The sequence below is a fragment of the Komarekiella delphini-convector SJRDD-AB1 genome (assembly GCF_014831675.1).
In the GTDB taxonomy this organism is placed as follows: Bacteria; Cyanobacteriota; Cyanobacteriia; order Cyanobacteriales; family Nostocaceae; genus Komarekiella.
The window spans coordinates 1-20,023 of record NZ_VJXY01000033.1 but is presented as its reverse complement, the minus strand read 5'-3'; the positions used below and the strand labels follow the sequence as shown (position 1 = coordinate 20,023).

Below are 20,023 nucleotides of genomic sequence, written 5' to 3'. Positions count from 1 at the left end.
TGAGGAAATCAAATGAATACAGCTGAACTTTTAGTGCAGTGTTTGGAAAATGAAGGGGTGCAATACGTTTTTGGACTCCCTGGCGAAGAAAACCTGCATGTTTTGGAAGCATTGAAACATTCTTCCATTCAATTTATTACTACCCGTCACGAACAGGGTGCGGCTTTTATGGCGGATGTCTACGGACGCCTGACAGGAAAAGCTGGCGTGTGCCTTTCTACGCTTGGGCCTGGAGCAACTAACTTAATGACTGGGGTAGCAGATGCAAATCTTGATGGTGCGCCTTTAGTGGCGATTACTGGTCAAGTAGGAACAGATAGAATGCACATTGAATCTCATCAATATCTGGATTTGGTGGCAATGTTTGCTCCTGTTACCAAGTGGAATAAGCAGATAGTGCGACCGAGTATTACACCAGAAGTTGTGCGGAAAGCCTTTAAGCGATCGCAAAGCGAAAAACCTGGTGCAGTTCATATCGATTTGCCAGAAAACATTGCTGCCATGCCCGTAGAAGGTAAACCTTTACATAAGGATAATAGCGAAAAAACTTATGCTTCTTTTGCTAGTATTCGAGCAGCAGCAGCGGCAATTTCCCAGGCAATTAATCCTTTAATTTTAGTGGGAAATGGAGCAATTCGCTCTCAAGCCAGCGATGCTGTGACACAATTTGCCACTAGCATGAATATTCCTGTTGCCAATACTTTCATGGGCAAAGGCGTAATTCCTTATACTCATCACTTAGCCTTATGGTCAGTGGGATTACAGCAAAGAGATTTCATCACTTGTGGCTTTGATAACACAGATTTAGTAATTGCTATTGGTTATGATTTGATAGAGTTTTCTCCAAAAAAATGGAATCCAGATGGTGAAATTCCGATTGTGCATATTGGGGTAAATCCAGCGGAAATTGATAGTAGTTATATTCCTCATGCAGAAGTAGTAGGAGATATTTCTGATTCCCTCTACGAAATCTTAAAATTGGCAGATCGCCACGGAAAAGCCAATCCTTTTGCAATCAGCTTAAAAGGAGATATTCGTGCTGACTACGAAGAACACGCCTATGATGAGGGGTTTCCCATTAAACCACAAAAGTTAATTTATGACTTACGGCAAGTAATGGGCCCTGACGATATCGTCATCTCTGATGTTGGCGCACATAAAATGTGGATTGCCCGTCATTATCACTGTCATAGTCCTAATACTTGCATTATTTCCAATGGTTTCGCGGCAATGGGTATTGCCATTCCTGGCGCTTTAGCAGCGAAACTTGTTCACCCTAACCGCAAAGTCGTAGCGGCTACTGGCGATGGCGGTTTTATGATGAATTGCCAAGAATTAGAAACTGCTTTGCGTGTCGGTACTCCTTTTGTTACCTTAATTTTCAATGATGGTGGCTATGGGTTAATCGAGTGGAAGCAAGAAAATCAATTTGGTAAAGGAAACTCATCTTTTGTACATTTTGGCAATCCCGATTTTGTCAAATTAGCCGAAAGCATGGGTTTAAAAGGCTACCGAGTTGAATCTGCTGATGATTTGATTCCCATACTCAAAGAAGCCCTCGCTCAAGATGTGCCTGCGGTAATAGATTGTCCCGTGGACTATCGGGAGAATCGCCGCTTTACCCAAAAAGCTGGCGAGTTGAATTGTGTAGTCTAATCAGTACTGAGTTAGGAGTTAGGACTAGCCTTGTCAAGGTGATGATACTGCACTTCGGTAGGCATAAAGGCACAAAGAATATTAAGTGTTGAATGCTACACCTTGATAGGGCTAGAGTTAGGAGTTATTGATACCTGTTAGCTATTTGACAACTTGAGGCGATCGCATTACAGCACTCACAGACGGTGAACTTTGCCGAAATAAGTGCGTCAATGGTTGTTGTTAGCTACAGAGAGCGAATAGGAAGGAGTCAATTCTGAAAGGTTTTGAATTCAAAGGTGTTGAAAAACTGATTGGGCCAATAGCCGCACTTCTCGGCTTGGTGTTTTTGTTACAGTGGTACATCTATGGTGAACTGCGATCGCCTTCCGATCCCGTCTTTGAAGTCAAACAGCCACCTTTGGTTATGAAAGGGGGCGATCCTTATATCCGCGCTTTGATGCGAACCATCTCAGCAAGTGAGGCCAATAGCAGCCGCCCCTATTCGCTGTTGTATGGTGGACAGCAAATTAACGACCTCAGCCGACATCCTGAAATATGCGTCACAATTGTCACAGGCCCTAATACGGGTAATTGTTCTACCGCTGCTGGTAGATATCAAATCATCAACACTACCTGGTATCACATAGCCCCCCGTTATCACCCAAATCCAATGCAATTAATGTTTTGGGCTGCTTATAGTTTTGAACCAGAGTATCAAGATAGAGTAGTTTATCGGTGGTTAAATGATTCGCAAGTTTGGGGAACTGATATTTCTCAACTACTGCGTCAGGGAAAGTTAAATGATGTTTTGCGGCGACTCTCTCCCACTTGGACAAGTTTAGGATATGGCATTGAAACTAATTCTATTAGTAGCTCTTTGCCGAAGGTTTATCAGAAAATGTTACAAGAGGAATTAAACGCAGCTAAACAACCAGCATCACAGAAGTTAACCCCATCTCCAACTCCTTCGAGCAAGCAAGTAGAGAAGCAGCCAAAGCAGTGAACTTATGCTAAGTTTTAACTGACTGCGTAAAAAATTTTTTCACATTTTGCACAAATATCAAGGTATTTTCAAAGTGAATATTATGCCCAGAATTATCAATTATTTTTAGCTGAGCAAATTTACATATTTTAGTCATTTTTATATTAATATCTATAAACTTTTCATCATATTCACCAGCAAGCAAAAGCATGGGGATTGTATTTTCTTTAAGCTTTGCCCACAAAGATGGTTGGCATCCAGTACCCATGAAGCGCAGTGATTTATCTAATTCCATTGGATTATTTTGCAATCGGCTTTCTATCATGCGTTCATATTGTGGATGGTTTTTTATAGAACCAAAAATTGGCTGATTGTACCAATTTGCCAAAAAAGTTGCAAAATCAATTTTGTTATTGTTTCTAATTAATTTCTTCCCTATTTGCGTATCACGTTTAATTCGTTCTAATCTTTCTGTTTCTGTCGGCAAACCTGGGGAAGCTGACTCTAATACTACCTTATAAAAACGTTCTGGAAAGTGCAGAGTCAGGTATAAGCTTAATCTCCCACCCATTGAATAACCAACTAAAAAGCATTTTGCAATGTTTAACTTGTCTAGTAAGTGAATTAATGCATAAGCAGTATTTTCAATTGTATAAGAATTATCCCCACCCAAAACTTGAGTTTTGCCATGTCCTGGAAGGTCAAGGATTAGATAAGAAAATTCGTTGGATAGTAATTTTATGACTTCATCAAACTCATCAATATTACCCATGAAGCCATGCAGAAAAAGAATTAGTGATTTGTCTGCATTACCAATTAAACAATAATGAAATTGATAATTTTCGGAAATCATAGTTAGCTCAGATCCCTAACTTTTCTAATAATTCAGGAATCTTTTGATCTTATTGTTCAATTCACTGTGTAATGGTTTTTTAGCCTACTTAGGGCAAAAACCGATCTAAAGCAGCTTTTAACTGTTCAATTTCAACTTCCATATTGCCCTCTTTGGCGGCTCTGGCAATACACTCAGTTAAATGTTCATCTAAAACTATTCGTGCTACCCGATCTATTGCGCCCCGGACTGCGGCAATTTGCAACAAAACATCAGGACAAGGGCTACTTTGCTGCACCATTGTCTTAATGCCGCGAACATGTCCTTCTATACGCGATAACCGATTGACAATTCGCCGCAACGACTCTTCACTATGGACATGAGGATGAACCGACTCTCCATCTTCAGGAGTATAATCTGTATGCTTTTGGTCTGTATTGTGACTGTGGGAGTGTTCTGCTTGCTGGAATATAGGCAAGGATTCTTGACCTAATCGGTTTGATCCATTCATGGGTTATCAAAGTGCTGGTAATACTCAGATCCTAGCCTAACAGGGGACTGGTGATTGGGATTGGGGACTGAGGAAGAGTTTTCCAAATCCTCAATTATTGGGTGAGATCCGTACCTCTCAAGGGTGAATCTCCATAATAGCTTTTGGGCTAAAAATTCAATTAATTTGATTACAGGTAATTTGCACTATGCCTCAACTCCAAGGTTGGGGAGAGTAGGCGAAACTGGAACCAGAGAGTAAACGTCAATCCTGCAAAAATAACTGTAGAAAGATTTGTCACGACTAAATAACAAAATTACGTTTCTAAATTAGGTTGTGATTATGCGAATTTCCAAACTACCCTCGTCTGTACGCCAATTCTGTACTCATGTGTTAGCGATCGCGCTAGGAGTTATGTTAACGGTTAGCAGCCTCCAGGTATTGCCTTCTCAAGCAGAACCCGCGCCCACCACTACTGCTAGTGATGCGCCAGAACTCATAGCTCAACGCCAATCACCAGCAAATGCTGCTATAGGTAGCAGTAGCTTTGTCACAGCAGCAGTAAATCGTGTTGGCACAGCAGTTGTACGGATAGATACAGAACGTACAATTACTCGGCGTGTTGATCCATTTTTTGAAGACCCGTTGTTCCGTCGGTTTTTTGGTGAGGGCTTACCTCAACAGATGCCTTCTGAGCAATTGCGCGGTCTAGGTTCTGGTTTCATTATTGATAAGAGCGGGTTAGTTTTGACCAATGCTCATGTGGTCGATAAAGCTGATAAGGTGACAGTCCGCCTCAAAGATGGTCGCACCTTTGAAGGGAAGGTTCAAGGAATTGATGAAGTCACAGATTTGGCGGTAGTCAAGATAAACGCTGGTAACGATTTACCAGTTGCGCCTTTGGGTTCTTCTAATAATGTACAGGTAGGAGACTGGGCGATCGCAGTTGGGAATCCTTTAGGATTTGATAATACCGTTACTTTGGGAATTGTTAGCACGCTCAAGCGTTCTAGTGCTCAAGTTGGCATTATTGATAAACGCCTAGAGTTTATTCAAACCGATGCAGCGATTAACCCTGGTAATTCTGGCGGGCCACTGCTGAATGGCCGCGGTGAAGTGATTGGGATCAACACAGCCATTCGCCCTGATGCGATGGGTATTGGGTTTGCTATTCCTATAGATAAAGCCAAAGTGATCGCAACTCAACTGCAACGCGACGGTAAAGTTGCTCACCCCTATTTAGGTGTACAAATGCTAACTTTGACACCCCAGTTAGCTAAGCAAAATAACACTGATCCTAATTCTCCTATCCAGATACCAGAAGTTAACGGTGTTTTGGTAATGCGAGTTATACCAAACTCTCCAGCTGCTACGGCGGGTATGCGGCGTGGCGATGTAATTGTTCAAATTGATGGTAGACCAATCACCACTGCCGAACAATTACAAAATATTGTCGAAGACAGTCGCCTCGGTCAAACTTTGCAGGTGAAAGTGCAACGGGGTAATCAGACACAACAACTTTCAGTCCGCACAGCTGAGTTACAAAATGCTTCGTAATTAGTTACCGAAGTACCAAGACCATGTAGAGAGGTTGCAATGCAACCTCTCTACCAAAGGATTTGTTGCAATCATTAATTGAATCGGTATAAGCAAAAAAAGTAACCACAGATGAACACAGATAAACACAGATAATTCATCGGTGTTCATCTGTCTTGAAAAGTTTCTTAGGTTGGGAAACCCCGTTCGCCTTTGGCGTCTCCCCTTCTCTACGAGACGCTACGCGAAGGGAGAAGTTCTGAGCGCCGGACGCCGGCGCTCAGACTTCTCTGCGCCTACAGAAATTTTCGCTATGTTTATCTGTGGTTTAATTTATAAAAAATTTACCAATATCCCGTGTTGCTTATCTGGATTGCGACAAAGAACAATCGCTTATTTTTGCGAGAGAATATCTTTTAAGTCGTTTACACGCAATATATTAGATGAAAACCTACGACTGGATTGTAGTTGGCGGTGGAATTACGGGTGCTGCACTTGCCTATGAATTAGTCAAAACAGGTTTTGCTGTACTTTTATTAGAGCAATACGAAACACCACAAAATGCAACTCGTTATAGTTATGGTGGGCTTGCTTATTGGTCAGGAACTACACCCCTAACTCGGCAATTGTGCCAAGAGGCGATGTCTACGACTGGCTACGCCTACGCACTTTACCATATCCTATCTCAAGAGTTAGACGCTGATATCCAATTTCGCGAATTAGACTTATTACTAACTATTGCAGCCGATAGTGACCCAGAAGCAACTGCTGCATCTTACGCGCATTTCGCTATTCCACCCCGTCTACTCAGTAAACAAGAAGCTTGTGAGTTGGAACCACTACTGAATAGAGAGGCGATTTCTGGTGCTTTAACTGTCAAACATGGTCATATCCACCCGGAGAAAATAGCACAAGCTTATATTCAAGCTTTTCTGCGTGCTGGGGGTGAAATGCAGATTACTCAAGTATTACAAATAGTGCAACATGGTGTAAAAACAACTACTACAACTTACCACAGCGCTAACGTTGTCATTTGTGCGGGTGGACTGAGCCGACAACTATTACAATCAGCGGGTATTCCTATTAAGCTATATTTTACTCACGCAGAAATTATTGAAACACCACCCGTTGATCTGAGGTTACGCACTTTAGTTATGCCAGCTAAAGTGCAACGGTTTCAATTAGAAGCTGAATCTACTCAAGTTGATGAATTGTGGAATCAACCAGGTAATGAACCAGTACCGCCGATTTTAGATGCTGGTGCGATTCAATTTCAAGATGGTAGCTTACGCTTAGGTCAAATTAGCCGTGTTCTCACAGATTCTCATGCCAAGGTAAACTCAGAAGCAAGTGAAAAATGGTTGCGAAAAAGCATTACTCAAGTCCTACCAGCCTTGGGAAACTTACCAGGAACTTGGCATCATTGTTTGGTGGCATTTAGTAGCGATAAACTACCTTTAATTGGTGCTGTCCCCGGATTTGATGGTATTCATATTTTTTCTGGTTTTAGCAACCCCCTAGTGATTGTACCGCCCTTAGCAAGGCGCTTTGCTGACTTTGCGATCGGCAAGCAAGATGAAATTATTGCTCAGCTATCTCCTCACCGCTAGTAATAATTTTACAAATATTGATTCTTCTTAACCTGGTTAATTTTGGGTTAACAAAACAGAACAAATTGTATCAAAAATAACTTTTTAATTGTCAAATAACGCACTAATATCACAGTTTAAAGGTTTAAATTGTCAGCTTGCTATTAGCTAGCTGATCCATTGAGAAGAGAATTGATAAAAAGATGAGTAGACGATTTAATCGACGTAATTTTTTGATTTACGGCTCTGTAACTTTTGGTAGCAGCATTTTTCTGAAAGCTTGCGCGAATAACTCCCCAAATGCTACAGAGAATCCAGCCGCTTCTCCCAATGCTTCTCCTGTCGCCGCGACTAGTGGTGACACGATCAAAGTTGGTATTTTGCACTCTCTGAGTGGCACAATGTCTATTAGTGAAAAAAGCGTTGTAGATGCTGAAAAATTAGCCATTAAGGAAATTAACGCTGCTGGTGGTGTCTTAGGTAAACAAATCACAGCAATTGTTGAAGATGGTGCTTCTAACTGGGATACCTTTAGAGAAAAAGCAACCAAACTAATTGATCAAGATAAAACTGCTGTAATTTTTGGTTGTTGGACTTCTGCTAGTCGCAAGAATGTTAAGCCAGTATTTGAGAGCAAAAACCACATGCTCTGGTATCCTGTGCAGTACGAAGGTCAAGAGTGTTCTAAAAACATTTTTTACACAGGTGCAGCCCCAAATCAACAAATTGAACCATCTGTTGATTGGCTGTTAAAAAATAAAGGGAAACAGTTCTTTTTAGTTGGCTCTGACTATGTTTTTCCACGTACTGCTAATACAATAGTTAAATCTCAATTAGAAGCTCTCGGCGGAACAACAGTTGGTGAGGATTACTTACCACTAGGTAACACAGAAGTCACATCTATCATCACTAAAATTAAGCAAAATTTGCCTAACGGCGGCGTAATTTACAATACACTAAATGGTGATAGTAATGTGGCTTTTTTCAAACAATTGAAAGGGGCTGGATTGACACCAGAAAAATATCCTTCTATGTCAGTAAGTATTGCTGAAGAAGAAGTTAAAGCAATTGGTGTAGAGTATCTCAAAGGTCATTACGCTGCTTGGAATTACTTTCAGACAGTAGACACACCTGCTAACAAGAAGTTTGTTGCAGCTTTTAAGAAAGAATATGGTGAAAATCGGGTAACAAATGACCCAATGGAAGCAGCATACATTGCAGTTTATTTGTGGAAGCAAGCAGTAGAAAAAGCCGGCACTACTGACTTAGCTAAAGTGCGTACTGCGGCATACGGTCAAACTATCGATGCACCTGAAGGCAAAGTGACAATGAACGCCAATAATCACATATCCAAAATTGTGCGGATTGGTCAAGTAAGGGAAGATGGTTTGTTTGATATTGTCTATGCTACTCCTGCACCAGTTGAGCCAGTTCCCTGGAATCAGTATGTGAAGGAAACTAAAGGATTTGCTTGTGATTGGTCTGACCCGGCTAAGGGTGGTAAGTACAAGAAAGTCTAAGCCAAAGACTTTTCACCTTAGTGTCTTTGTGTTTCTGTGTTTCAAAAGTAAATCACCACTAAGGCACGAAGACACTAAGAAAAGTATGTTGAGCATTGACTATTTACTAACAACAAGCTGATATCTTTTGAGGAAAAAAGTGTTAACAGGTTTTTTGGAAGCTGTATTTAATGGTGTTAGTATTGGCGCTGTATTACTAATTGCTGCGTTGGGACTAGCTATTATATTTGGATTGATGGGTGTCATCAATATGGCGCATGGTGAATTGATGATGTTCGGCGCTTACGCAACATTTGTTGTCCAAAATTTATGTAAACAATTAGGTGGGTTGTGGTTTGAAGGTTATATATTTTTGGCGTTAATTATCGCTTTTATTTTCACGGCTGCTGTGGGATTAATTCTAGAAAGAGGCGTGATTCGTTATCTCTATGGACGCCCTTTAGAAACTCTATTAGCAACGTGGGGAGTAAGTTTGATTTTTCAGCAGTTTGTTCGCAGCGTGAATTGGATATTGGTAATTGGTATTGGACTTTTTTCCCTACTGTTTTTTGGAGGTTTATGGATTTTAAATTCCCGTACAAATTTGGGTAGAGTTCGTAACTGGATTGTGGCGGTGATGTTGTTACTATCGCTGGGGGTGACAATAGCAACTGGCAATTTATTGAGCCAAACTTACCAACAAACGGTAACTCAACCTTGGTTTGGTGCTCAAAATGTAGATGTAACAGCTCCTACCTGGTTACAAGCTGGGATATCGTTGGGTGGTGTGCAATTACCATTTGCTAGGTTATTTATTATTGCTTTGACGATAATTTGTGTGGCTGGAATTTACTTATTTTTACAACGTTCTAACTGGGGTTTAAGGATTCGAGCTGTTACGCAAAATCGGAGTATGAGTGCTTGTTTGGGTATCCCAACTCAAAAAGTTGATGCTATGACTTTTGCTCTGGGTTCGGGTTTAGCTGGTGTGGCTGGATGTGCTATTAGTTTGCTCGGTTCTGTTGGCCCAAATACGGGACAAAATTATATTATCGATACTTTTATGGTTGTTGTGGTAGGCGGTGTGGGCAACTTGGCGGGTACTATTGTGGCAGCGTTGGGAATTGGTACAGCTAATTTTTTAATTGGTTCTGGTACTCTGGCTTTGTTGTTGAGTCCTTTTAAACCTTTGGCAGATTTCTTTACTTTTTTTGCCACGACAAGTATGGCTAAGGTGATGGTATTTGCGCTGATTATTGTGTTTTTACAGTGGAAGCCTGGGGGGATTTTTCCGCAAAAAGGTCGTACTGTTGATGTTTAAATCTCACGCAGAGGCGCGGAGGCGCAGAGAATGAGAAGGAAAAGAGGAAGGTTACTAATTGAGGTGGGTGTAGTGGTTACGATCGCACTTATCCTTATCTTAATTATGCCAGCAGTGCTTTCGGAGTTTCGTTTGAATTTGCTAGGGCGATTTTTGTCTCTGGCAATTGTGGCTTTGGGTATTGATTTGATTTGGGGTTATACTGGGTTACTGAGTTTGGGACATGGAATTTTCTTTGGTTTAGGTGGATATGCGATCGCAATGTACCTGAAACTACAAGTCCCTACTGGTGAGTTACCTGATTTCATGAGTCTTTATGGGGTAACGGAATTACCCTGGTTTTGGCAACCTTTTTATTCTTTTCCTTTGACAATAGTTGCTGTGGTGCTAATTCCAGGGTTATTAGCAGGAGTATTAGGATATTTAGTATTTCGTAATCGGCTGAAGGGAGTTTATTTTTCTATCTTGACTCAAGCCGCAACTATAGTATTTTTCAATTTCTTTAATGGTCAACAACAACTTTTCAATGGGACGAATGGACTCATAGATTTCACAACTTTGTTTGGTGCAACAGTTAGTGATGCAAAAACCCAATTTGTTTTCTACATCCTGACGGTAATATTTCTCGCAGCCACATACGGAATTTGTCGCTGGTTGACAAGTGAACGCTTTGGTAGATTATTAATAGCTATTCGTGATGATGAAAGTCGGGTCAGATTTTCTGGCTATGACCCTACAGATTTTAAAGTAGTAGTGTTTGCAGTTTCAGGTGCGATCGCAGGCATAGCAGGAGCATTTTACACCCTCCAGAGTGGTTCTGTATCACCTAGAGCAATGGATATTGCTTTTTCGATTGAAATGGTGATTTGGGTGGCGGTAGGGGGACGTGCTACTTTAATTGGGGCAATTGTTGGAGCTTTGTTAGTAAATTATGCTCGCGCTTTTTTAAGTGAACAATTTGCCGAAATCTGGTTATTTTTCCAAGGAGCACTATTTTTGATAGTTGTCACAGTGCTTCCTGATGGCATAGTAGGATGGTTGCGTAGTCAAAACATTCCTCTTTTCAACCGTCGTCAACAAATTGCTACATATCCCACCCTGGAAGAAGACGCTCAAGTGCAACATGAACGCCAAAATATTGGAAACTGAAAACGTAACTGTTAGTTTTGACGGCTTTAAGGCGCTAAATCAGCTGAACTTTAGCATGGATTTAGGTGAATTGCGGGTAGTAATTGGCCCCAATGGTGCTGGAAAAACAACGTTTCTTGATGTAATTACGGGTAAAGTCCAACCAACCATTGGACGAGTTTTATTTAAAGGTAAAAATCTACGTTCTTTACCTGAACATCAAATTGCACGGTTGGGAATTGGACGCAAGTTTCAAACGCCTCGAATTTACCTTAACTTAACACCTCGTGAAAATCTAGAAATTACTAGTAACCGCAATAAAAATGCCTTTTCTACTTTATTTGGGCGTCCTGATGCTGCTGAAAAAAATAGCATAAAAGGGTTATTGGAAACTATCGGTTTAACTATTAAAGCAGACATTCCAGCAACTTTACTTTCCCACGGAGAAAAGCAACGTTTAGAAATTGGGATGTTAGTAGCACAGTCACCTGATTTATTACTTGTTGATGAACCAGTTGCCGGTTTAACAGACGAAGAAACCTACAATATCGGCGAACTACTTTTAGCATTAGCTCAAAATCATTCAATTTTAGTAATTGAACATGATATGGAATTTGTGCGCCAAATCGCTCGCAAAGTCACAGTACTGCATGAAGGTTCGGTGCTGTGCGAAGGCAGTTTTGAAGAAGTGCAAAATGATTCTCGTGTAATTGAAGTATATTTAGGACAACAGCAAGAATGAAAAACGCGACCACACTTTCTATTCGCTTGCTAATTCTGGTCGGTTTGCGCTGTTAAACACCTGCTCTACTGTTAGCCCCCAATCAGCAATTACCACTGATTTCATGCAAGCCGTACCTATAAATACCTTATCCTCATATTGTCCCTCCACCCACTGGCAAATCGTAATTTGTCGCATCTGTGCGTCAACAATCCAATACTCCAATATTTCCCTAGCAGCATACTCCGTCCGCTTGTAGCGATAATCACGAGCACGGTTTGCTGTTCCTGGAGAAACAATTTCAATCACTAGCGCAGGCGGTGGCATATCACGGGTGAGGGTGGCACGAGTAGCACCGATAAGGGCAGCATAAGATTCTTCTGTGTGAACCATTAAATCAGGTAAACGACATCTCGCCCGTCGCCCAGCCACCTCAATTTCTGTATCCTTGTGAGCAACTAAATAAAAGGGGAAATGTTTTAGTAGTTCAACGAATAAAAATCTTGCCAGGTTGCTATTTTCCTGACTTTCTGGTGGCATCTCGACTAGTTCTCCATCCACCAACTCATAGCGCGTGTCTGTACCATTATCATAGGTAAGATACTCCTCAAAGGTCAGCAGTTTTTGAGTTTTCGTCGTTTGGGTCATTAGCTTTGCTTTCTTACCCTACACAAACTACCACTGAATATTCTTGCCATTCTAATCCAATACATGATGTGGAGTCAGTATAGCTTACAGGTATTCTGGCTTGGGTATTAGGTGACTATAGTGCAGAAACTTTTCAACTATTGTAACAGTACTATATTAAGAATTAAAAATCCGGTAGTGTGGGTGGTTAGTTTGAGGTTGTAACGTATTATCTGTAGCATAGAAGGTAGCTCATCTCAAAGGTATTGAAAGATTTATGGCATATCTTTGGTTCAAGTCATTCCACATTCTTGGATTTGTAGCTTGGTTCGCTGGCTTGTTTTATTTGCCACGTCTCTTCATGTATCACATTGAAGCGGAAGAACGCCAAGAGCCTGTAAGGAGTGCTTTGAAGAGAGAGTATAGCCGTATGCACAGCCACTAGTCCAACAACCCGGTTGAAGCTTACCCTGCGTGAGATTTCCGTATTATTTATATAGGACTTACAATGCTAAAAATCTCCAACCTAAACGTTTACTACGGTGAAAGCCATATTCTCCGCAACGTAGATTTGAACGTACCATCTGGGCAAATGGTGTGTTTAATTGGACGAAATGGTGTAGGTAAAACAACCATGCTCAAAACAATTATAGGCTTACTCAAACCTCGTAGTGGTACAATTAACTTTGCTGGAGAATTAATCAACTCTAAATCTCCAGATAAAAGGGCAAAGTTGGGAATTGGTTATGTTCCCCAAGGGCGAGAAATTATCCCCAGATTAACTGTAAAAGAAAATTTGCTGCTGGGTTTAGAAGCTAGAAGGAAGCAAGTAAAAAAAGTAGAAATTCCAGAGGAAGTTTTTAGCTTATTTCCTGTACTCAAAACGATGCTTTCGCGGATGGGTGGTGATTTGAGTGGCGGACAGCAGCAACAATTAGCGATCGCACGTGCTTTAATGGGAAAACCCCAATTACTCGTATTGGATGAACCTACCGAAGGTATTCAACCCTCAATTATCCTAGAAATTGAAGCCGCAGTGCGTCGCATCGTGGAAACCACAGGTATTTCTGTCCTATTGGTAGAGCAACACTTGCACTTTGTCCGTCAGGCTGATTACTATTACGCTATGCAAAAAGGTGGTATTGTCGCCTCTGGTTCAACTGATGAACTCAGCCAAGATGTGATTCAAAGGTTTTTAGCGGTTTAATTTCTGGAACTTTTACATCAATCACATCTGAACCAATCAAGTCTGCTGCTTCTTGTAAAAGCTCATTTTGTTCTTTTTGAATAGCCTCTAAGCGACTAGAGATTTCTGCTAAGCGTTGCTGTTTATCTTGATAAATTGTTAGATAATTTACAGGTAGCAAAGCCTGTAAATTATCAGTTTTTTTATTATCTGTAATTGTTTGAATAGCAAAGTTGCCAACTTTCTTTAGAGAGAGAAAGCTAATTTTAATAAATGCCTGAATTAATTTTAATGGTACTTGGAGTATTGACCAGCTAGCTGTTTCAATCAAACGTACAATTGCCTTGATGATGCTCCCAAGTAAAGACAGCCCGATTAGGAGGATTACTAAACTAATAATTGGGTGATTAGCTGCCCAAGCCAATATTTGAACTAACTTAAAAAATCCAGGATGTTGTGTTAGCCAATCACTCGCAGACGAAGCAATCGCAGTTGTAACTGCTCCCGATGTTGTACTCTTAATTTGCTCAGCTGTTTGCCAACTTTGTTCTAAGCTAGCTGTAACTGTATTAATTGCTTTGTCGCTCGTTGTGGTTGCAGTTTCCTTTAAAGATTCCCCAACTTGCTGTGCTGAGTTAGTTATAGAGTTAACGCTTTGGTCGACAATTTCTTTCGCTGTTTGCAAACGTTGCCAAACTTCTTCAGGCAAATTTAGATCTATTTCCAGTGTCATAAAATACACCTATATTGAAATCAACCTACAACCCATCTTGAGACTTGGATTGGGCAAGATTTCTTGATCATAGCTGGCTCGCCATCAAAACCGATTAAGCTGGCGATCGCAAAACCTACTAAACTTTCAACACTAATCAACAAATTTCTGCGTTTTAGTTTTAGCGATCGCAAAGGCTTAAAATTAAAATCACCCAAGGTGGTTGGGTATAAAGAGATTCACTCTCGTAGAGAAGCGTTAGCGATAGCGCAGCGTCTCGTAGAGAGAAACGAGCGTCACTTTTCAAGACAAAGCACATCAACAAAAATACACTACACCTTGAAAGGGCAACTTTTAACTTAGTAGCAGCTAAACGCCCCGCTATCGCTAACAGCACTATTTCATCAGGCGACGTTAGCAAATAGCTCCCCAAAGCTCTTAAAGGTAGCCTCTGGTTTAGCAACAACCTCAATAATTTTATTACCTGCGGCTGGTTCAAATAGGGCTTCAACACAAACTTGAGCGACTTTTTCTCTGGGAATACTACCGTCGAACAATGTGTCAGCACTCTGCATCACAATGGGGTTGGAGTTATCTTCATTCTTCAACCCACCAGGTCGCACAATAGTATAGGTAAGACCACTCTTCTGGATGTACTCCTCAGCTTGCTTTTTCCACACCAAAATCAGCCAAAACAAGTTCAGTGGATGAAACAACTGGGAAGTACACAAAGAAGAAACAAACACAAAATGCTCAATTCCTTTTGCCTTAGCAGCATCTACTAAATTTTTAGTACCTTCAAAATCCACCTTGTAGGGGCCAGTGGGGTCAAAGCTAGGTTGTGCGCCAGTAGCACACAGCAGGACTGTACTGTCTCCCAAGGCAGCAGTCAAACTTTCTGGTTGTAACACGTCACCTATCACCAATTCTGTCTCTGGAGGCAGAATACCCCTAGCTTTGTCCGTATCCCTTACCAAAGCTCGGACGGGAATATTGCGCGTTACTAGCTGTTGCACAATCCGGCGACCTGTTTCACCTGTTGCTCCTGCTACAAATGCTTTCATGATCAACGCTATCCTGGGAAACTAATGTGTGCTTGTTCAGTTCTTTAATTTTAGTAATTCTATGGAGTAGATGGCAGATTATTGAGGTTTCCGTCAAAATGGGATATTAGTGCGAAACGATCCAAGTAAGCTGGGAATTATTAATATAGACGAACGCCAAAATATACAGTACTGCATTTATGCTTTCGACAAACGGCGAATATCAATCCTTAGAAATAACAAAAGCAGTTTTACCTGTGGTATCAAGCCAAGCAGAAGTTGAGAATGCATCAACAGAAGCAAATGTAGCGACGCTAACAAAATTTTACGGTCGTTATCAAGACTTTATGGAAATGCCTGCTCCAGCACATAAAGTTGCGGAGTATCTTAATGCTCATGCCTCATGGTTTTCGCGCTGCGCTGAACCTATGAAGGTGCAACCACTGGGAGAAAATGGCTACGCTTTAGTAATTGGTCGTTTTGCTTCTTTTGGTTATGAAGTTGAGCCAAAAATTGGTTTGGAATTATTACCTCCAGAGGAAGGTATTTACCGCATCCGTACAATCCCCATTCCTAATTACCAACCTCCTGGCTATGACGTAGACTACCGGGCAGCGCTACAGTTGATAGAAGATGATGTTTACACCAGTGATAGTCTTACACGAGTTGAATGGGAATTGGATTTAGTAGTTGATCTTCACTTTCCCAGGTTTATTCAACGATTACCCAAATCTTTAATTCAATCTACAGGCGATCGCTTACTTAACCAAATAGTCCGCCAAGTCTCCCGCCGCTTAACTCGTAAAGTTCAAGAAGATTTTCATCAATTTTTGGGAATACCCTTTCCTGTTAATTCTAAAAAAAAGCGGTGAGTTAATGGTCAAGAGTCAAGAGTCAAGAGTCAAAAAAACTCTCAACTTGGACTCTTGACTACTTACTAGGCCTGAGTGAGAATTTTTTGAACAATTTGCACACCAGAGATAGCCTGCCAAACGAAAAGCCCTAAAAGTGCAAAATTCAGCAGAATATGAGTTGCGCGTGCCCAATTTGCCCCTTTTTGCATGTAAGGAGATAGGGAAGCAGAAAATGCAATCATACCTGTCATACCTAGCCCTGCTAGCAGGTGAGGCCCCACAAACAACTTACCATTATTGATGTAGGTGACAGCCATACCACCGATCGCACCCGCCACCATCAAAGCTAAGAGTATAGATCCCATTTGGTAGTGTCTAACGTTATATCTACCTTTGATCAGTTCTTTTTTTTCTTCACCCTGAGCATTTCTGGTACGCTGTACTTGCAGCCCCAAGTAGGCAGCATAAATTGAGAGTGCCAACAGCGCCCACATCATCACTGGGTGAAAGAAGTTCAGTCCATATTTAACCGATGGAGAAAGTTCCAAACTCATCGTGTCCTCGCCCAAGTATTAAATCTTCATAAAAATTAGCATAACTCTATTGTCTGTGTTTAAAGTTGCACAGAGTAAAACAGAATAAGGAAAATGAGGAAGATTTTGCTTTCTCTACTTTTCCCACTCCCCTCACTTCCCTGGCTCCCCCTCCTCTTTCCCATCCACCCTCTTGCAAAAGTGGATAAACAATCTCAGACTAAATTTTGAGGGTAGACGAACAAAACTCGCCTGTGCGGGATCTCATTCATGACTGAAAACAACGAGACTTTACTGCTAATAGCTGCTAAAAGCGGTGATATCAAACGGCTGTGTGGATTACTAGCTGCTGGTACTAAGGTAGATGCGTGTGATCGCAATGGTACTACAGCATTAATGTTTGCTGCCAATTTAGGCTACACCGAAATTGTGCGATCGCTGCTGGACGCTGGGGCAAATATTAACTTGTCTAGAAAACTCTATGGTTTAACTGCTTTGATGTTGGCAACTAGTGCTAATCAGCTTGACATTGTGCAGCTTTTAGTATCTAGAGGAGCTGATGTGAATGCTACAAATGAAGATGGGAGCACGGCTTTGATGGCAGCAGTACTCAAAGGTTATGTCGATGTGGTGAGAGTATTATTGGCTGCTGGTGCTCAAGTGAATATCGCAGATAAAGATGATGATACTGCTTTGAAACTAGCAGTTAAGCAGGGAAACATAGAAATTGTCCAAGCAATCCTTCAAACTGGTGCGGACGTTAATATCCCAGATGAAGAGGGTGAGACGCCCTTGATGGTAGCAGCAGACTTGGGACATTTAGAGGTTGTGCAAGCACTGCTAGAGGCAGGGGCCGACGTGAATATGAGAAACTCCAGTGGTGGAACTGCGTTGTTTGCCGCTGCCGCTGCGGGACATAGTGCGATCGCAAATGCTTTACTAGATCGAAATGCCGAGATTAATCTCCAAGACCAAGACGGTGAAACTGCCCTACACATTGCCGTTGTGGAAGGCTACGTTGATGTGGTGCAAGCGTTACTTAACCGGGGTGCAGATGTGCAAATTAGAAACCACCTGGGTGATACACCACTGCTTGTAGCAGCGTTACAGGGACACAGCCAAATTGTTGAGGCACTGCTGCGTTCTGGAGGTAATATTCATGAAAAAAACCTCGGTGAGATGCCTTTAACACTGGCGGTATCGCAGGGTGACACCAAAACAGTAAAGGTGTTGCTAGAGTATGGCGCTAACCCTAACACTCCAGGAGATGATGGCAAAACTGCTTTGATCAAAGCAGCGACAGGTAACTACATAGAAGTAATAAAGTTACTCCTGATAAAGAGTGCAGATGTGAATTTTCAAGACTCAGCGGGAGCAACAGCGCTGATGTGGGCAGCCTCAGCTGGTTATAGTGAGGCTGTGCAGATATTACTCCAAGCTGGGGCAGGTGTGAATTTGAAAAACCGAGGTGGTTATACTGCTTTGATGATTGCCGAATTTAATGGATATAGGAATGTAGTACGGAGTCTGCAAAAAGCTGGGGCACAGGAATAGCCTCTCGTCTACGCACCTATGTCGAAAGGTTATTCCATTGCAGAACGGAACGCGGGAGCAGGGAAGAAGCTTTGAAATGCAGCCTGACGAGCAGGTAAAGGTTCTGGGGCATCATCCCAAAGGCTTTTGTAGTAGAAGAAGGCCACGCCCAAACCACGTTCTTGGGCTGCCCGCACTTGGGACTTAATTTGTTGCATTGGAACTCGATTATTTTGTAACCCTGTCATAATGCCAACTCCAGTTGGAATCATTTGCTGAGCTTCTTGAATTTCCGGGCGAGACATTTTAGCGATAAAACTTTGCAGATTGGGACGATAAATTTGCACAATTAGCTCGTCTACAATATTGAGCCGCATCCAAGCAAGCCAGTCTTGCAGTTGAAATTTATAAGCAAAGTCGTAGTAATTGGGAGAAACGGAGAAGATTGCTTGGGGTTTTACAGCTTTGACAGCTTGATTGAGTTTTACCATAAACGCCGTGATTTTATCTGCTCGCCAGCGCATCCATGCTTGGTCTTGAGGATTTGTAGGGGGATTATTTTTGGTTTCTTGGGTGTATAAGTCAACCGTGTATTTATCGTAGCCAAATTCGTAGGGCAAACTCATGTGATCGTCAAACTGAATACCATCGGCATCATATTGGCTGACGATTTCTAGCACGAGATTGCTGATAAACTGCTGTACTTCTGGATGGAAAGGATTGAGCCACATCACTTCACCCGCAGCGCTAATTGAAGTTTGGCTACCATCTCGCTTTTGCGTGAACCAATCTGGATGATTTAAGGCTAATTCTGATGTTGGGGGAGCCATGAAACCAAACTCAAACCAAGGAATTACGAGTAACCCCTGACGATGGGCTTGGGCAATCAAGTCTGCAAGAATATCATGTCCATCTGCACCTCGCAAAACAAATGGTTGAATACCTGTACGTTGTGCCACAGCACTGGGATACATCACATAACCAGAATTCCATACTACGGGATAAATAGTATTGAAATTTAGCTGCCGCAGTTGCTTGACGGCATCCTGCACTTTATCCCGATGTTTGAGGGTGTCAAAATCATTGTTGGTCATCCACACCCCGCGAATTTCCTGACGGGGTAACTGCGCGATCGCAGGGGTAAAATTATCAACTAGCAATACTATGACAAACGATATCAAAATCAGGAGCGGGAAAAAACACTTGAGTAGTGTCTTGTGATGGAATCTTCTCGCCATATAATCTACAGGCATTTAAACTTATTTAAAGATTGGTGAATTGGTTAATCGTTCATTTCCTGAGCATCGGTTGCATTAGAAATGCAACAGACTTAGCACAGCAGGAAATTTGACGTAGTTAGCAAGTTAATTGTGCCAACTGTAGATTTAGGGCGAATAGTAGTGAGTTTCGCGATCACATACTAGAATATCTCACAATTTGCCGACTTTGATTTCAATTTGGCTCTACCTGCGTGGGGGCTACTGTACCTGCGTTAGCGTAGTTCACCGTAGCTCTACGGGGAAGCAAGCTACGCCTCCGGTCTCGTGGAGAAGGTATCGCATTTTCCCAACTTATAAGTAAAACTAATCTCTTGCATCAGCTTTACAAAACATTAAAAGCTTGATTAACTTTTGTAAAGCAGTGTATATTATTCTCACAGGCGAAAACAAAGCCTAATTCATTCATCAACAAACGCACTTATAAAACCATGACAGCAACCTTACAACAGCGCTCTAGCGCCAACGTATGGGACAAATTCTGTGAGTGGATCACCAGCACCAACAACCGCCTATACATCG

At 41.7% G+C, this 20,023-nt stretch carries 20 protein-coding genes; 13 read left to right on the top strand and 7 right to left on the bottom strand.

Annotated elements, in window-relative coordinates; genetic code table 11:
• Window positions 1–12: 12 nt before the first annotated feature.
• Window positions 13–1,656 (top strand): acetolactate synthase large subunit, encoded by a 1,644-nt coding sequence (locus FNW02_RS24595; RefSeq protein WP_191760112.1) that lies wholly within the window; start codon window positions 13–15, stop codon window positions 1,654–1,656.
• 319 nt (window positions 1,657–1,975) lie between these two features.
• A complete protein-coding gene (locus tag FNW02_RS24590) occupies window positions 1,976–2,641 on the top strand; it encodes a glycoside hydrolase family 24 protein (RefSeq protein ID WP_225225879.1) in 666 nt (221 codons plus the stop codon).
• Between the two features lie 7 nt (window positions 2,642–2,648).
• Here the strand turns inward: FNW02_RS24590 and menH are convergent, their stop codons facing one another.
• Window positions 2,649–3,473 carry a 2-succinyl-6-hydroxy-2,4-cyclohexadiene-1-carboxylate synthase gene (menH, locus tag FNW02_RS24585; RefSeq protein ID WP_191760111.1) on the bottom strand — a complete coding sequence of 275 codons (825 nt, stop codon included), beginning with the start codon at window positions 3,471–3,473 and terminating at the stop codon, window positions 2,649–2,651.
• An 88-nt stretch (window positions 3,474–3,561) separates the two neighbouring features.
• Window positions 3,562–3,963 carry a metal-sensing transcriptional repressor gene (locus tag FNW02_RS24580; protein WP_191760110.1) on the bottom strand — a complete coding sequence of 134 codons (402 nt, stop codon included), beginning with the start codon at window positions 3,961–3,963 and terminating at the stop codon, window positions 3,562–3,564.
• 321 nt (window positions 3,964–4,284) lie between these two features.
• Here FNW02_RS24580 and FNW02_RS24575 point away from each other — a divergent pair, with 321 nt between their 5' ends.
• The 6 genes from FNW02_RS24575 (at window position 4,285) to urtD (ending at window position 11,757) form a co-directional block, all read left to right on the top strand.
• Window positions 4,285–5,499: an HhoA/HhoB/HtrA family serine endopeptidase gene (locus FNW02_RS24575; RefSeq protein ID WP_191760109.1), complete on the top strand. Its 1,215-nt coding sequence runs from the start codon at window positions 4,285–4,287 to the stop codon at window positions 5,497–5,499.
• Between the two features lie 422 nt (window positions 5,500–5,921).
• Complete coding sequence (locus FNW02_RS24570) at window positions 5,922–7,088, top strand: NAD(P)/FAD-dependent oxidoreductase (protein ID WP_191760108.1); 1,167 nt, start codon at window positions 5,922–5,924, stop codon at window positions 7,086–7,088.
• A gap of 182 nt (window positions 7,089–7,270) precedes the next feature.
• A complete protein-coding gene (urtA, locus tag FNW02_RS24565; RefSeq protein WP_191760107.1) occupies window positions 7,271–8,587 on the top strand; it encodes an urea ABC transporter substrate-binding protein in 1,317 nt (438 codons plus the stop codon).
• A gap of 139 nt (window positions 8,588–8,726) precedes the next feature.
• Window positions 8,727–9,887, top strand: a complete 1,161-nt coding sequence (locus tag FNW02_RS24560) for an ABC transporter permease subunit (protein WP_191760106.1) — start codon at window positions 8,727–8,729, stop codon at window positions 9,885–9,887.
• A 30-nt stretch (window positions 9,888–9,917) separates the two neighbouring features.
• Window positions 9,918–11,036 (top strand): urea ABC transporter permease subunit UrtC, encoded by a 1,119-nt coding sequence (urtC, locus tag FNW02_RS24555; RefSeq protein ID WP_191760105.1) that lies wholly within the window; start codon window positions 9,918–9,920, stop codon window positions 11,034–11,036.
• Window positions 11,011–11,757: an urea ABC transporter ATP-binding protein UrtD gene (gene urtD / locus FNW02_RS24550; RefSeq protein ID WP_191760104.1), complete on the top strand. Its 747-nt coding sequence runs from the start codon at window positions 11,011–11,013 to the stop codon at window positions 11,755–11,757. Before urtC ends, urtD begins: the two co-directional genes overlap by 26 nt.
• An 18-nt stretch (window positions 11,758–11,775) precedes the next feature.
• Here the strand turns inward: urtD and FNW02_RS24545 are convergent, their stop codons facing one another.
• The gene (locus FNW02_RS24545) at window positions 11,776–12,384 is read right to left on the bottom strand and encodes a Uma2 family endonuclease (protein WP_191760103.1); all 609 of its coding nucleotides are present in this window, start codon (window positions 12,382–12,384) and stop codon (window positions 11,776–11,778) included.
• 256 nt (window positions 12,385–12,640) lie between these two features.
• Here FNW02_RS24545 and FNW02_RS24540 point away from each other — a divergent pair, with 256 nt between their 5' ends.
• Both FNW02_RS24540 and urtE read left to right on the top strand, forming a co-directional pair.
• Complete coding sequence (locus FNW02_RS24540; RefSeq protein WP_431356823.1) at window positions 12,641–12,808, top strand: CopD family protein; 168 nt, start codon at window positions 12,641–12,643, stop codon at window positions 12,806–12,808.
• A 63-nt stretch (window positions 12,809–12,871) separates the two neighbouring features.
• On the top strand, window positions 12,872–13,570 hold the full coding sequence (urtE, locus tag FNW02_RS24535; protein ID WP_191760102.1) for an urea ABC transporter ATP-binding subunit UrtE: 699 nt from the start codon (window positions 12,872–12,874) through the stop codon (window positions 13,568–13,570).
• Here the strand turns inward: urtE and FNW02_RS24530 are convergent.
• On the bottom strand, window positions 13,533–14,282 hold the full coding sequence (locus FNW02_RS24530; RefSeq protein WP_191760101.1) for a hypothetical protein: 750 nt from the start codon (window positions 14,280–14,282) through the stop codon (window positions 13,533–13,535). The two genes, urtE and FNW02_RS24530, sit on opposite strands and share 38 nt — an antisense overlap.
• A 63-nt stretch (window positions 14,283–14,345) precedes the next feature.
• Between FNW02_RS24530 and FNW02_RS38920 the strand changes: the two genes are divergently transcribed.
• A complete protein-coding gene (locus FNW02_RS38920) occupies window positions 14,346–14,624 on the top strand; it encodes a hypothetical protein (RefSeq protein ID WP_225225877.1) in 279 nt (92 codons plus the stop codon).
• Between the two features lie 41 nt (window positions 14,625–14,665).
• On the opposite strand, the gene FNW02_RS24520 is transcribed toward FNW02_RS38920, so the two are convergent.
• Entirely contained in the window at window positions 14,666–15,325 is a 660-nt protein-coding gene (locus FNW02_RS24520) for an NAD(P)H-binding protein (protein ID WP_191760099.1), read from the bottom strand.
• 179 nt (window positions 15,326–15,504) lie between these two features.
• On the opposite strand from FNW02_RS24520, the gene FNW02_RS24515 reads away from it, so the two are divergent.
• A complete protein-coding gene (locus FNW02_RS24515; RefSeq protein ID WP_191760098.1) occupies window positions 15,505–16,176 on the top strand; it encodes a DUF1997 domain-containing protein in 672 nt (223 codons plus the stop codon).
• 65 nt (window positions 16,177–16,241) lie between these two features.
• Here FNW02_RS24515 and FNW02_RS24510 read toward each other — a convergent pair whose 3' ends face one another.
• Window positions 16,242–16,712 (bottom strand): DUF4079 domain-containing protein, encoded by a 471-nt coding sequence (locus FNW02_RS24510; protein WP_191760097.1) that lies wholly within the window; start codon window positions 16,710–16,712, stop codon window positions 16,242–16,244.
• 249 nt (window positions 16,713–16,961) lie between these two features.
• On the opposite strand from FNW02_RS24510, the gene FNW02_RS24505 reads away from it, so the two are divergent.
• Window positions 16,962–18,245: an ankyrin repeat domain-containing protein gene (locus FNW02_RS24505; RefSeq protein WP_191760096.1), complete on the top strand. Its 1,284-nt coding sequence runs from the start codon at window positions 16,962–16,964 to the stop codon at window positions 18,243–18,245.
• A 29-nt stretch (window positions 18,246–18,274) separates the two neighbouring features.
• Here the strand turns inward: FNW02_RS24505 and FNW02_RS24500 are convergent, their stop codons facing one another.
• Entirely contained in the window at window positions 18,275–19,477 is a 1,203-nt protein-coding gene (locus FNW02_RS24500) for a glycoside hydrolase family 10 protein (RefSeq protein WP_191760095.1), read from the bottom strand.
• Between the last annotated feature and the right edge of the window lie 546 nt (window positions 19,478–20,023).

Coding starts and splice junctions, on each gene's coding strand:
- urtA (WP_191760107.1), top strand. CDS start 7,271: ATGAGTAGACGATTTAATCGACGTAATTTTTTGATTTACGGCTCTGTA.
- urtC (WP_191760105.1), top strand. CDS start 9,918: ATGAGAAGGAAAAGAGGAAGGTTACTAATTGAGGTGGGTGTAGTGGTT.
- FNW02_RS24570 (WP_191760108.1), top strand. CDS start 5,922: ATGAAAACCTACGACTGGATTGTAGTTGGCGGTGGAATTACGGGTGCT.
- FNW02_RS24575 (WP_191760109.1), top strand. CDS start 4,285: ATGCGAATTTCCAAACTACCCTCGTCTGTACGCCAATTCTGTACTCAT.
- FNW02_RS24500 (WP_191760095.1), bottom strand. CDS start 19,477: ATGCCTGTAGATTATATGGCGAGAAGATTCCATCACAAGACACTACTC.
- FNW02_RS24545 (WP_191760103.1), bottom strand. CDS start 12,384: ATGACCCAAACGACGAAAACTCAAAAACTGCTGACCTTTGAGGAGTAT.
- urtD (WP_191760104.1), top strand. CDS start 11,011: ATGAACGCCAAAATATTGGAAACTGAAAACGTAACTGTTAGTTTTGAC.
- FNW02_RS24595 (WP_191760112.1), top strand. CDS start 13: ATGAATACAGCTGAACTTTTAGTGCAGTGTTTGGAAAATGAAGGGGTG.
- FNW02_RS24505 (WP_191760096.1), top strand. CDS start 16,962: ATGACTGAAAACAACGAGACTTTACTGCTAATAGCTGCTAAAAGCGGT.
- FNW02_RS24520 (WP_191760099.1), bottom strand. CDS start 15,325: ATGAAAGCATTTGTAGCAGGAGCAACAGGTGAAACAGGTCGCCGGATT.
- menH (WP_191760111.1), bottom strand. CDS start 3,473: ATGATTTCCGAAAATTATCAATTTCATTATTGTTTAATTGGTAATGCA.
- FNW02_RS24530 (WP_191760101.1), bottom strand. CDS start 14,282: ATGACACTGGAAATAGATCTAAATTTGCCTGAAGAAGTTTGGCAACGT.
- urtE (WP_191760102.1), top strand. CDS start 12,872: ATGCTAAAAATCTCCAACCTAAACGTTTACTACGGTGAAAGCCATATT.
- FNW02_RS24510 (WP_191760097.1), bottom strand. CDS start 16,712: ATGAGTTTGGAACTTTCTCCATCGGTTAAATATGGACTGAACTTCTTT.
- FNW02_RS24580 (WP_191760110.1), bottom strand. CDS start 3,963: ATGAATGGATCAAACCGATTAGGTCAAGAATCCTTGCCTATATTCCAG.
- FNW02_RS24540 (WP_431356823.1), top strand. CDS start 12,641: ATGGCATATCTTTGGTTCAAGTCATTCCACATTCTTGGATTTGTAGCT.
- FNW02_RS24515 (WP_191760098.1), top strand. CDS start 15,505: ATGCTTTCGACAAACGGCGAATATCAATCCTTAGAAATAACAAAAGCA.